11 protein-coding genes and 1 pseudogene are annotated in these 12,416 nt (G+C 68.6%); 4 read left to right on the plus strand and 8 right to left on the minus strand.

Annotation, left to right across the window (positions count from 1 at the left end; genetic code table 11):
* The first annotated feature begins 193 nt into the window (after positions 1–193).
* Positions 194–1,105 carry a Gfo/Idh/MocA family protein gene (locus C6376_RS22710; RefSeq protein ID WP_107445121.1) on the plus strand — a complete coding sequence of 304 codons (912 nt, stop codon included), beginning with the start codon at positions 194–196 and terminating at the stop codon, positions 1,103–1,105.
* Here C6376_RS22710 and lnt read toward each other — a convergent pair.
* The 6 genes from lnt to C6376_RS46445 all read right to left on the minus strand — a co-directional run bounded on the left by lnt (position 1,023) and on the right by C6376_RS46445 (position 6,958).
* Positions 1,023–2,594: an apolipoprotein N-acyltransferase gene (lnt, locus tag C6376_RS22715; RefSeq protein WP_107445122.1), complete on the minus strand. Its 1,572-nt coding sequence runs from the start codon at positions 2,592–2,594 to the stop codon at positions 1,023–1,025. The two genes, C6376_RS22710 and lnt, sit on opposite strands and share 83 nt — an antisense overlap.
* 268 nt (positions 2,595–2,862) lie before the next feature.
* On the minus strand, positions 2,863–3,330 hold the full coding sequence (locus C6376_RS22720) for a nuclear transport factor 2 family protein (protein WP_107445123.1): 468 nt from the start codon (positions 3,328–3,330) through the stop codon (positions 2,863–2,865).
* A gap of 247 nt (positions 3,331–3,577) precedes the next feature.
* On the minus strand, positions 3,578–4,171 hold the full coding sequence (locus C6376_RS22725) for a DUF4291 domain-containing protein (protein ID WP_107449110.1): 594 nt from the start codon (positions 4,169–4,171) through the stop codon (positions 3,578–3,580).
* A gap of 394 nt (positions 4,172–4,565) precedes the next feature.
* Positions 4,566–5,405, minus strand: coding sequence for a DUF6585 family protein (locus C6376_RS22730; RefSeq protein ID WP_319595067.1), 840 nt, complete (start codon positions 5,403–5,405; stop codon positions 4,566–4,568).
* A 438-nt stretch (positions 5,406–5,843) separates the two neighbouring features.
* A complete protein-coding gene (locus C6376_RS46160; RefSeq protein ID WP_367881050.1) occupies positions 5,844–6,611 on the minus strand; it encodes a WD40 repeat domain-containing protein in 768 nt (255 codons plus the stop codon).
* Positions 6,569–6,958: a WD40 repeat domain-containing protein gene (locus C6376_RS46445; RefSeq protein WP_367881051.1), complete on the minus strand. Its 390-nt coding sequence runs from the start codon at positions 6,956–6,958 to the stop codon at positions 6,569–6,571. Before C6376_RS46445 ends, C6376_RS46160 begins: the two co-directional genes overlap by 43 nt.
* A 198-nt stretch (positions 6,959–7,156) precedes the next feature.
* On the opposite strand from C6376_RS46445, the pseudogene C6376_RS22740 reads away from it, so the two are divergent.
* Positions 7,157–7,492 (plus strand): annotated as a pseudogene (locus tag C6376_RS22740) (transposase family protein); the annotation flags it as partial.
* Positions 7,493–7,617: 125 nt separating this feature from the next.
* On the plus strand, positions 7,618–9,744 hold the full coding sequence (locus C6376_RS22745; RefSeq protein WP_107445125.1) for a protein kinase: 2,127 nt from the start codon (positions 7,618–7,620) through the stop codon (positions 9,742–9,744).
* A 158-nt stretch (positions 9,745–9,902) separates the two neighbouring features.
* Here the strand turns inward: C6376_RS22745 and C6376_RS22750 are convergent, their stop codons facing one another.
* Positions 9,903–10,553 (minus strand): hypothetical protein, encoded by a 651-nt coding sequence (locus tag C6376_RS22750; protein ID WP_216825599.1) that lies wholly within the window; start codon positions 10,551–10,553, stop codon positions 9,903–9,905.
* Positions 10,554–10,875: 322 nt separating this feature from the next.
* Between C6376_RS22750 and C6376_RS22755 the strand changes: the two genes are divergently transcribed.
* A complete protein-coding gene (locus tag C6376_RS22755) occupies positions 10,876–11,814 on the plus strand; it encodes a DUF5829 family protein (RefSeq protein ID WP_107445126.1) in 939 nt (312 codons plus the stop codon).
* A 145-nt stretch (positions 11,815–11,959) separates the two neighbouring features.
* On the opposite strand, the gene C6376_RS22760 is transcribed toward C6376_RS22755, so the two are convergent.
* The gene (locus tag C6376_RS22760; RefSeq protein WP_107445127.1) at positions 11,960–12,364 is read right to left on the minus strand and encodes a hypothetical protein; all 405 of its coding nucleotides are present in this window, start codon (positions 12,362–12,364) and stop codon (positions 11,960–11,962) included.
* Positions 12,365–12,416 lie beyond the last annotated feature (52 nt).

Genomic DNA, 12,416 nt, shown 5'->3' on the forward strand with positions numbered 1-12,416 from the left:
GGCCGCCGTCACCACGGGTTTTCCGAGGCCGCGGAGGCCGTGAGCGGCTTTCGAGGCTCGCCCGCCCCTCGTCCCGGCTCGCCGTGCGGTCGCCGTGCGGGCACCGTATGGGCACCGTCGCCGGCACGGGGGACCGGCGCCCGGGGCGGGGTCGTATGCTGCCGTGCAGGTGACAAGCAGTGAGGGAGCTCCCGTGAAGGTCGGCTGCATCGGACTCGGAGACATCGCGCAGAAGGCGTATCTGCCGGTGCTGGGCGCCCTGCCCGGGACCGAGCTCCACCTGCAGACCCGTACCCCGGCCACCCTCGACCGGGTCGCCGCCACCCTCCGCGTGCCCCGCGAGCAGCGTCACCGCGATCTCGACTCGCTCCTCGCCGCCGGTCTGGACGCGGCCTTCGTGCACGCGCCGACCGCAGCCCACCCCGAGATCGTCGCCCGGTTGCTGGAAGCGGGCGTCGCGACGTACGTCGACAAGCCTCTCGCCTACGAACTGGCGGACTCCGAACGGCTCGTGGAACTCGCGGAGGAGCGCGGCACGTCTCTCGCCGTCGGCTTCAACCGGCGCTTCGCGCCCGGCTACGCGCAGTGCGCCGACCATCCGCGTGAGCTGATCCTCATGCAGAAGAACCGGATCGGGCTGCCCGAAGAGCCGCGCATCATGGTCCTCGACGACTTCATCCACGTCGTCGACACGCTGCGCTTCCTGGTGCCCGGACCGATCGACGACGTGACCGTGCGCGCCCGTGCCGAGGACGGGCTGCTGCACCACGTGGTCCTTCAACTGGCCGGCGAGGGCTTCACCGCGCTGGGCGTGATGAACCGGCTCAGCGGCTCGAACGAGGAGATCCTGGAGGTGTCCGGGCAGGACACCAAGCGGCAGGTCGTCAATCTCGCCGAGGTCGTCGACCACAAGGGGCAGCCGAGCGTGCGCCGGCGCGGCGACTGGGTCCCGGTGTCCCGCCAGCGCGGCATCGAGCAGGCGGTGTTCGCCTTCCTCGACGCCGTGCGCGAGGGCAGGGTGCTCAGCGCCCGGGACGCGCTGGCGACTCACGAACTGTGCGAGCGGGTGGTCCGAGCGGTGCGGCAGCGGCCCGCCGCAGCCTGACCGTCCGAGCACCCTCCGAGAGCGCCACTGCGGCGAGCACCAGCAGGGCCAGACCGACCGGCCAGTCCCCGTACCGCACGTACGGGGTGACGCCGTCGGCGAGCGGGACCTCGTAGACGGCCGTCGTGCTCGCCTCAGTGCCCAGCCAGGAGCCGATGCGCCGGCCGCTCGCGTCGTACACGGCCGAGACGCCGGTGAGCGTCGCATGGACGAACGGCCGTCCCGTCTCGGCAGCGCGCAGCGCGCCCAGCGAGGCATGCTGCGCGGGCGCCCAGCTGTGCTGGAACGAGGAGGTCGACGACTGTGCGACGAGGACGTCCGCGTCGTGCTCGGCGAGGCTGCGGCTCATATCGGGGAACGCCGTCTCGAAGCACACCATCGGCCCGACGCGCAGCCCGGGGCCGGCGTGCATCACGACCTGACCGCCGCCGCGCCGCCGGTCCTCGCCGGCCGCCTTGCCGACGGACGTGGCCCAGCCCAGCAGGGAGCGCGCCGGTATGTACTCACCGAACGGCACCAGCCGCATCTTGTCGTACCGGTCGCCGGTCGGCCCGTCCGGGCCGACGAGGATCGAGCTCTTGTAGATGCCGGGCCGGTCGGAGCGGCGGGCGTCCACGTTGACGAGGAGGTCGGCGCCGGTCGCCCGGGACAACGTCGCGAGCCGCGCGGTCAGATCGGGCCGCTCGGCGAGGTCGTACCCGACACTGCTCTCGCCCCAGACGATCAGGTCGACGTCCTCGCCGATCAACCGGCGGGTCAACTGCTCCTCGCGGTCGAAACGCAGGTCGGTCCCGTCGATCACCCCCGGTTGCACGACCGCGATCCGGGCCCGCCCCTCGCCGTCCGGGTGCGGGGCCCACATCCACGCGGCCGAGGCGGTGACGGCGGTGGCCAGGAGCCCGGCGACGGCCGGCGCCCGGGACGCGGGCAGCGCGATCAGCACGGCCGCCGCCACGTTGACCGCCACCACCAGGAAGCTGAGCAGCCACACCCCGCCGACCGAGGCGAGCCGCAACGCCGGCTCCACCTGCCACTGGCTGGCTCCCAGCATGCCCCACGGGCCGCCGAGACCCTGCCAGGAGCGGACGAGTTCGACGGCCAGCCAGCCGGAGGGCAGGACGAGGAGCGCACCCGGCACCCGGCCCCGGCTGGGGACGGCCTCGTCCGCCAGGAACCGGCGCACCAGCCAGCCCCAGGGGGCCCACAGGCCGCCCAGCAGCGCGGCGATGACGAGGGTGAACACATGCAGGTCCGGCAGCAGCCAGTGGTGCATGGCCAGCATGAACCCGAACCCGCCGCTCCAGCCGTCGTAGGCGGCCCGCCGCGGCGTCGGCGCGGAGCGGATGAGCAGGATCCAGGGGACGAGGGCGAGATACGCCCACCACCACAGGGCAGGTGCCGGGAAGGCCGCCACGGGCAGCGCGCCCGCAAGGGCCGCCACGGCCGTACGCCGCCGGGGGGAGGTGAGCCAGTGTCCGAGCGTTTTCATACGACACCTCCCTACCCGCGCTGAGCTTCAGTGTGCGCTCCGCGAACGATCTCCGACAGGGCGTGTCCCGTACTCAGCCGAACCGACACCGCCGCTCGACCGGACGCCTCGGCTCGTCCCGATGCCTCGGCTCGATGGGATGCCTCGGTTTGTCCGGACCCCCGGGCCCGTCGGGACACCGCCGCTCGACCGGACGCACCGGCTTGTCCGGACTCCTCGCCCCCTGGGCCCCGGCCCGTCGGGACACCTCGACTCGCCTCGACGCGGCTCAACCGGACATGCGCCGCCACTTCTCCTGTACGGCGACCTCCCGCACCCGCCAGCCGTCGTGCGTCCGCAGCAGACCGAAGGCGTACCGGCCCCCGCACACGAAGTCCGGCGCGCCGGGCGGCGCCCCGTTCTCCTGGGCCGCGAACCGCATCGGGTTGACGTAGTCGGCCTGCACCCGGGCGGTGTCGCCCGCGTCCTGTTCCAGGATCCCGAAACGCACCCGGCGGTTGACGAGGAGATGCTGCCGCATCGCGAACACCCGCAGATTGTCTGCGAGCCAGGAGGCGACGCTCCCGGCATCCCCCTCGATGCCCCCGGCCGAGCGGTAGTCCGCCCGCCCGTCCGGGGTGAACAGGTCGCGGTACGCCGTCCAGTCCCCGTCGTCGACCGCCACCGCGTAGTCGGTGAGCAATCCGTCGACGGCCAGCCGGTCCATCACGGCGGCGAGCTCCACACGCTGCGTCATGGGCCGAGTGTTGGGCATGCGAGCTGCTCAGCCAAGGTCTGTGCCGGGATCGGTGCGGGCATGGCGTAATCCGGCGGCCCGACGGACGAGCGGGCGGTCGGCCTCTGCCTCCGTGAACGAGGAGAACAGACCGAAGAACGCGCACGACCGGCACCACCCCGATGACCAACCCGCCCACCCGGAAGCGAAGTTCCCCATCCGCGCGCTCCACACCGAAGCGACCGTCACTCTCCACCAGGCCTGCCGGTCAGGGAGACAGGTGGGCCAGAAGTTGTGCTCCAGCGGGGTACTCCTGCTCCTTGGGGAGCAATCGGGCAGCCGAGTCCAGTTGGCCTTCCCTGACGAGTGCGCGGATCTCGTGGGCGAGCGGAGTCACATCGCTGATGGACACGATCCACTCGTCCGCGTAACGCGACGATGCCTCACCCGAGAGCCCCAGTTGCAGCGAGCGGTACGGCAGGGGACGCAGGTGCAGATCGCGTTCGGGATCCCACTGCACACGGGCCGGTGCGCGCTTGAGGTCACGCTGCCAGGTCCCGCGATCGGGATGCGGTCCGTGGACGTAACTCGACAGGCAGGCATGGCGCAGCGCCCAGTCGAAGCCGTCGCGAGTGATCTCGACGGCGAGGACGGTCTCCTGGCTCTCCTTCGTGCCCCAGCCGGATCGGTACATCATCCACAGGAAACTGGGCTTGATCCACGTCATGCGGCCAGGCTTCCACGCGGCCGGAAAACGGCCGTCTCGGATGGCAGGCAGTCCGATCTCGGAGGAGTAAGCCTGGTAGACGGTGATCGTGGACGCTGTGTGGAGCGCGCGGATCCTGTGGAGCGGTTCTTCCATGGCGTACAGAGTGGGCCCGGTCATCTCAGGTGGCCACCGATTTTCGACCCGTTGCTCGGTTCCGCTGGAGCACGTCGGCCGCAAGCGGCAGGCGGTCACCCGTGCGGGCCACGTGGCGTCCGGGGGCAGAACGGAGGTTGCCCGTGCAGTCGCCGGTCCAGATGTCACGGACATGCCGAGCGCGTGCGGCAATGTCAGCGGGACTCTCCAGGGCGGTGATGTCGTAGCCCCCGTTCCTGAGGGCGTCCAGACAGCGGTTGCGGTGGTAGCGGCTGGTACTGGTGGCGAGGAGGTGATGGACGCCCCGGCTCCGCGGGGCGGAGCCCGGGCGGGCGGGTATCGGTGGGGCAGGGCGGTCCTGACTCACCTGGTCTGCGACTCACATGGCTGCGACTCACCTGGACTGCCGGGAGGCCCGTCGCAAGGCGTCCGATGCGGTGAGGAACAGAACGGCGTCCGCCACGTCGGAGACCGGCACCCGGACCGGCTTGAGCTCACCGGTCACCACCACGCAGATGGTCGATCCCATCAGCTCGACCTCACTGATCCTCTTCCAGTCCGTGACGGTGCCCCCGTGCTCGAGGCCGGCCAGGCTCACTGTGAACGGTCCGAACGCCGCCCGGCCGCCGGTCTGCAACAACTCGCCGAGTTCGGCCATTCGGGCCCTGGCGTCCTCCTCGGCGATCCGGTTCTGGGTCGCGGCCCAGCCGTTCGCGATCAGGGCGCCGATCTCCTGCGCGTCAGGCGTGTCACCCGACACCGTGAAATTGCCGGCCTGCATCTGGACGTACACGGAATGTGTGGTGGACACCGTGACCCCGTTGCGTACGAGGTCCGTCGCGTGTCGCTGACATCCGGTGATCTCGTCCCAGGCGCCGGCGATCGGGGGCTGTGAACCGTACTGGTACACGACACCGTTCTCGAAAACGGCACACCAATGCACCGGCTTGAACCGTGCGGCCAAGGGAACGGTGATCGCCCCGAGGAAGGCGCACCCGCCGAGGACGATGAAGAGGATCGCGTTCGTCCACTTGCTCTCACCACTGATGACGAAGACCATCATCACGCAGAAGGCGGTAACCAGGAGAAGCATGAACGAGCCCCACCACGACACCGAACTGGTCCGTGAGCGAAAGGCGTATCGACCGGCGCCCAACTGCCGCTCCACCGCCGAGCCCGGCACGGTCGTCGGCATCTCGTCCCATAGGTTTCGGGCCGCCATCGTCACTCCCATCGCACGCTGTGATACCTCAACAGGCCTATGGTTAAGCCGAGTTGTGGCGATCCAAAGGTCATCGAGATGCTAGGGCGTCTGGCTGGAAAGCGGTAGACAGTTGTCGTCCCCCGGGAGTTGACGGCTGCAAGTCCCGCCGCCCGTAGAGGGCTGTGAACACGCCTTGACCTAGATCATCACGATGTGTTCGCAGCCCTTTCCGTGGCTGCGACCGTGAAGCCGAGGAGAGTCGATGCTCGGGCTCTCCGTGCTCGTCTCCGCCCGACCCGCGCGCGATGGGCGTCCACGGGCTGCTGGGGCACGCACGTGACTCTTCAACTGGCCGTTTTCTCCGGGTGGCTGCTGGAGTGTCGATCGGGGCCGTGAATCCCTGGTGGACTGTCGGCCGGGCCCGAAGTCCTGTCCCGGCCCTCGAAGCACGGGAAACAGCGCGCACCGTCAGCTCGTTTCCCACAGCCTCACCGTCGTGTCGATGCCGCAGCCGGCGAGCATTCGTCCGTCCGGGCTGAACGCCAGACTCCGTACAGCCTTGCGGTGGCCGGTGAGATGGGCGGCCGGGGTCAGGTGCGTGGGGTCGGTGACATCCCACAGGGTCACGGCCGCGTTCTCACATCCGGAGGCCAGCAACCGGCCGTCCGGACGGAACGCCACCGCATACATCTGCCCCGTGTCCCCGAGACCGGCCAGGGGGAGGGTGGCTGTGCCCGTCCTCACGGGATGTGCCGGGTCGGTGACGTCCCACACCGTGACGGCTCCTTGCCGCCACGACCCGTAGGTGCCGGAGACAACGCCCAGATCCCCGCTACCGGTGGCCAGGAGCCGTCCGTCATGACTGAACCCCACCGAATGGACGGCCGGCGCCCCGCCCGCGGACAGCGCCTTGGGCCAATCGCGGGCCTGCGGTCGGACGACGGCGGTTGGGACCGGATGCGCCGGCTCGCGGACATCCCACAGGACCCCGGTGTTCTTGTCGCCGTCGGAACCCGAGGCCAGTAACCGTCCGTCGGGACTGAACATCACCGACATGACGGGACCTGACCGCCAGACGTGCCGTTGGTGGGTGACACGGGCGCACCGGCTCGGCCGTGCCCGGTCGGAGACATCCCAGATGATCACGGTGCGGTCGCTGGCGCAGGCGATGAACCGTCCGTCCGGGCTGAAACTCACCGCGTGGACACCGCCTTGCCGCCAGCCGTCGCGAAACACCCAGCCGGGGCGTTCATGGACAAGGATCGCCGACCGGGTCGGGTTCGCCAGGTCCGTGACGTCCCAGAGGATCCGCTCCAGTCGGTGCTTCCGGACGCCAGCAGCCGTCCGTCCGGGCTGAAGGCCACCGCGTTCACCGCTCTGCGATGGCTGGTGAGGTGGGCGGCACGGGCCGGGCGGGAGGCATCCGTGACGTCCCAGAGGATCACGGTCCGGTCGCTGCTTCCGGACGCCAGCAGCCGTCCGTCCGGGCTGAAGGCCACCGCGTTCACCGCTCCGCCGTGCCCGCTGAGGACAGCGGCCGGTCCCTGCGGCGGAGGTGGCGACGGCCGTCCCGGGAATGCCATGGTGCAGTCTCGCGCGATCCGGCATCCGGCGGAAGGCGGAGCGCTGACCGCTCTCCACAGAGCACAGGAGCGTTGACCTACCGTCGTGTGCCGCGTGCCTCATGGCCGACTCTGGACGCGTACGAAGTCGCGCTCTCCAAATCGGCTCCCTCTGCTGAACCGTGTTGCGGAAGACCGCGAAGCGGGTATTCGCCCCGCATGCGTGGGGTGTTGAGGGCTGAGCCGTTGTGGGTGGAGGTGGAGACGTTCACGGGACCGCGGATGCGGCGGTCCGAGCGGCTGCTGAAGGCGGTCCGTGAACGGGGTAGGAGCGGGCCCGGTGGCGGCCGTCCGTGGTGCCTGCCGTCGGCGGACCGCGTGCCGCTGGTTGCCGTGTACCACCGTACGAACCTCACTGTGCGGCAGCTCGCCCCGCTGTTCGGATGCTCGCCTGTGACGGCGTGCCGAGTCGTCCGTCGGCTGGGGCCGCTGCCCGTCATCGAGCCGGCAGCCCGTCCGGCAGACGCGGCGGAACGGCTGTGGATCGTGGACGGATACCGGACCAACAAGAAGGGCAGGTCTGTGGACGTCACTACTGATTGACTGCGGCGTCGGATGCGGCAGAGCCGGTCCACGCTGCGTGTGGATCGGACAGACCGACAGGGAACACGGGGGCAGTTATGAGCGCGACGCCAAGCGAAGCCTTTGCTGATGTGCTGCTCGAAGAACTGAACGGCCGGACCACGCCAGAAGGCAGACGGCACCTCTTGGAAACCGTCGATGAGTCAGTGATGACGGCCGCGACGGTGGCTGTTCTCCGGGACATTCTGGACCACATCACCGACTACGATTTCGAGAGAACGGACAACAGCAAGTTCTCAGACGCCTGTCGTACGGCACGCCTGCGCCTGCTGGATGAGCCGGATGGGCCCACGGCACCTGTTATTGGGTTTGTCTCGCTGATCAGCCTCAACGTGACCCTCCTGGCTCGACGTTTCGAGTCACCCGATGCCGAGAAACAGCGCTTAGCCGATCTCTATGCCGGCTCGTTGTTCCCCGACCTTGCGATCGGCCGGGCGATCGAGTTGGTCTACGGACCCGTCGGGCACCCCGCGACCACCTCAGGTGAAGCGGGATTCTGGTCGACTATTGACTTTTCGAGCTTGGAGTACCATAAGGCAGGAACCACTTCATTCATCCTGCGAGGCTATAAGCGAATACCGGACAACGAAGCGGGGGCTCGTAGCGCGTTGGCTGTCAAGTGTGTTCTGTTTCCCTGGAACAAACTATCCGCCATCTCCAAGGCGACCGACCAGTACGCTCAGCGCTATGGCGCCGAGGCTGTTTCGCCGCAAGTGGTCAAGCCGACAGCTTCGTCCGGGCAGTGGGTGCTGATGCCGTTTCAGGAGGGAAAGACCCTCGGAGAGAGTCTCGCCGAATTCGAAGCAGGGACTCCGGGAATGGCTGCCAGGATTGCTATGGCGGAGTATGTGGCGGACAAGATCACGAATGCCTTGCATGAACTCTCCTGCCGGCAGCCGATCTTTGAGGCCGATCCCCAGCGTCAGCATCTCGACCTGTCGCCCAACAACATCATCATCGACCCACAGGGCAACGCGAAGCTCATTGACCTGGGGATAAATCACCTTTACAGCCGGCAGGTCGGAATCGCTGAACACGACGACGCCGTTTACGTCGCTCCCGAGATCAAGAACAACAAGAAGGCGTCACAGACTGCTGACGTCTACTCCCTCGGCATCATTCTGATGCAGATCCTGGCCAGCACGCCGCCGCGCGACGGGCGGACGCCGGAGATCATCTGGTCCACCAGCCCAAATCTGGGGCGACTTTTGGAGGACCTGATAGAAGAACGCCCAGAGCGGCGGCTGCTGGCCATGCCCCATGCGCCAGGCCTCAGGTATGACGTTCTTCGCCAAAGGCTGGCCTTCTGTTTCGAACTCGTCCGCCAAGAACCGGTTGCAGGGGAGAGTGCCGCCAAGTACCTGGCCGCTCGAATAGCTCCTACCTCGCGCGAATTCTCAACCCAGTTCGAGCAGTGGCGACAGTGGCGCGACGAATCCGCTTTCAGGGGCGCCTACGACAGATACTTGCTCTTCTTTACCGCTCTGTCCTCGCTGGCGTGGTGGTTCATCGTATCCAAGACCGCCCTGGCTACTGCAGCGGACATCGTGGTCGGTGAGGCGGAAGGGCTGCCCGCCGGATCTGAGCTTCATGCCAAAGTCATCGCCCTGTCCCAGGGGCTGGTGGCGGCCAAGTTTTATCAGACGGTGCTGGCTCGGGTGACGACGCGTGGAATACCGGGGTTTCGGGCCCGCTGTACTGAGGTCGCGATGCGTTCCATGGCTTTGGTCGCGGTCCCGACGACCGTACTCTCCACTTTCAGCCCCGAATGGTACTGGGTATGGCCATGGACTTGCGCGGGAGGGGCAGTGGCCGTCGCCTTGACCAATTGGGCCGTCTGGGCGACGGCAAATGATCTGCTGGATAAATCCCAGAGAATCCTGTCGACCGCGCCTGACGCGAGCCGTCGTTTTGCCCGTGGTTATGAGCAGTGGTGGTGGACGATGCTGCTCTACGCCATGATCATCGCGACGATTGGTGCCGGTGTTCAGGCGGGAAGGCTCAAGGATACGTCTGCGTACGTGTTCATCCTGGTGGTGATCACACTCGGGGTGCACTACGGCACGAAGTGCGCGGCGGCCGGCCCGGCTGTCGGCGGCAGTATCGCGCGCGCCTTCTCGGCCGGACAGCGGATGGAGAAACTTCGTAACCGGGGCATCATCTGACCTCGATCGTTCATTGGTCCCCGTCGGTGTACTGACGGGGACTCATGAACGACCGAGGCCGAAGGGGACGCGTGTCGGGTGCGGTGGCGGGAAGCGCGCGCACCGCCGTCCGGGTTCCGCGGATGGTGAGGAGGACGAAGCGACCGTCGGTGTGGGGGTCAGTTCGTCGACCAGAGAGGCATATCGGCGTGCCTGACCCGGTACCCGCCCTTCGTGACGGGCGCGAAGGCGGCGGGTGCCATGCATGAATTCACCGAATCCATGTGCTCGTCAGCGGTGATCGTCCAGTTCACTCCGCCGTCCCAGGAGAAGCCCACCCGGTCCCGCGACGCGCCTTCGGGCCGGTCCGCGCCGCCGTCGTGGACGCTGAACCCCAGCCGCTTCTTCAGCCAGTCCGGACCTCCGGGGCTCACCTTGGTGATGACCGCGGTCAGGGTGGCGCTGCCCGGGGCGGTGGCAAGGCAGTCGACCGTGCCTTCGGCGGTGTAGGTGATGTCCCGCTCCGCAGAGTAGTGGGAGACCTTCACCGTGCCGTACGCGTCCGTCGGCAGTCCGCCGGGAACACCCGGGATCGGCTTGCTGAAGGGAGCCGCGTGCGCGTCGAAGGTCAGCGAGCGGATGTCGGCGTCCTCCAGGTACGGCAGACGGAACGAGGCGGTCCCGGTGACGCTCGCCCTCGCCGGCCGTTCTCCCGGGTGGCCGGACGCCGCGGTGACGCCGGTGACCGCGGCAGCGGCGGCTGCCATCGCGACGACCACGGCCAGGGAAACCGCCTTGTGGGTGCGCAGCAGGGAACTCACAGGAAACATGGGGGCTCCAGTCTCTGGTGCGGTGAGGTGCGGTGAGGTGCGGTGCGGGCAGCGGATGTCCTCCCCGCCGACACCAATCCTCCGGTCGGGGCGCAGTGAGCGCGTCACCCGGGAGAAGGGAGCACCTGTGGAGCTGAGGTCGTACGGCCACGGTCCGCGTGCGCCCAGAGGTTGACCGGGCGTACGCCACCGAGGGGCGGTGTCGTGCCGCGTGCCTTGTGGAACGTCAGGCGTCAGCCGCTCCGCCGTCGTTCGAAAAGAACCTTGGTCGAGCCCTTCCCGTCCTACGATCGTTCGCATGCTGATGCGTCGGACGTTACGGATGATCGTCGTGCTCGCTGTGACCCTCGCCGGGGCGATCGGGGGTGGCGCGGGGACGGCACAGGCCGACGGGAGCAGACCCTCGTCCGACCGGCAGCTGTTGTTCTACAACCACTCCTACGGGGTCCTCGACCGGGAGACCGCCGACGCCATCGAACACTCCGGCTATCTCTCGGACTTCGCCGAATTCCAGGTCCGCACCACGACCGGGACCGGCGGGCAGACCTGGACCGGCCGCTATCTGATGGGCCGCGAGACCTACCTCGAGCTGTTCGGAGTCGGTGACATCGCCGGCCAGGACGGCACCCTCGGCTCCGCCGGGCTGGGCCTGTCGACCGAACGAGAGGGAGACCTGGCGACGGTCACCGAGCGACTGAAGAGCGAGGGGGTCGCCGACCCCGTCGGATTCCTCCAGACCAGGGACTTCGGTGACGGAGTGCCCGTGCCGTGGTTCGACGCCGTTCTCACCACCACCGAGTACGACGCCTTCGGGGCCTGGGCGATGGAGTACCGGCCGGAGTACTTCGCCGATCCTCGCGGCCACACCGAGCCGGCGGGTTTTCCCGGTGACGTCGGCAGGGAGCGCTACCTCTCCGACGACTACCGCACCCACCTGATGAGAGACGTGACCTCCGTCCGGCTCGCGGTCACCGAGGGCGACCTGGCCGACACCGTGCCGTTGCTCCGGGCCGGCGGGTTCGCCGTCCGGACCGTGACGGACGGCGGGGTCGTCGCGGAGCGGGGTGGCACCACGATCCGACTCGACGCCGTCCCACGCGATCAAGCCGGTCTGCAGCGGGTCGAGATGTCACTCAACCGGCCCGTGCCGGAACGGCACATCGAGCGGATCGGTCACTCGACGCTGGTCGTCGGCCCCGGCAGCCAAGCCGTGTGGACGTTCAACGGCAACGGCAACTCCGAGGACAACGGCACGCCCTGAGCCGAGCGGCGGGTGCCGCTCGGATCGTCCCGGGTCCGCGTCCCCCGGCCCGGGTTCCCCGTTCACCACGTGGACGAGATCGCAAGCGTGCGAGGGGTCGCCCGGCCGTCGCGGGGTCCCGCCGCCGACCGCCGGTTGCCGACGATCATCCGGCGGTCGGCTGCTCGCCGGTGGGCATGCCTCCGTGCGGGCTCTCGACCACCAGGGGCAACGACCCCTCGGCGAGGTAGTAGTGGCCGGGGAAGTGGTCGACGTGGAGATGGCCGCCGTCCTCCGCGGTGGCCATCTCCAGCAGGTTCCCCGCGAGCACGGCTCTGCCGGCGGAGTCACCGCTGATGACGAGGAACTGCCGCCCGGCGTCCCGGCGGATCAGGACGCCGGGACCGTCCGTCCTTTCGACCTCGACGCCGGCCAGGGCGTTGTCGCCCGGTGAGGAGGCGGAGCGGAGGATGCCGTCGCCCTGCGCCACCGCGGTCGCCAGTCGCGTCAGTTCCTCCGCGGACGCGGAGAGGATCACTTCGCTGTACCCGGCGTCGCTGATCAGTCTCACGGTTCGGCTCTCTCGACTGTCGGTCCATGATGTCGCCCGCCGACGGCGACGG

This window comes from Streptomyces sp. P3 (assembly GCF_003032475.1).
In the GTDB taxonomy this organism is placed as follows: domain Bacteria; phylum Actinomycetota; class Actinomycetes; order Streptomycetales; family Streptomycetaceae; genus Streptomyces.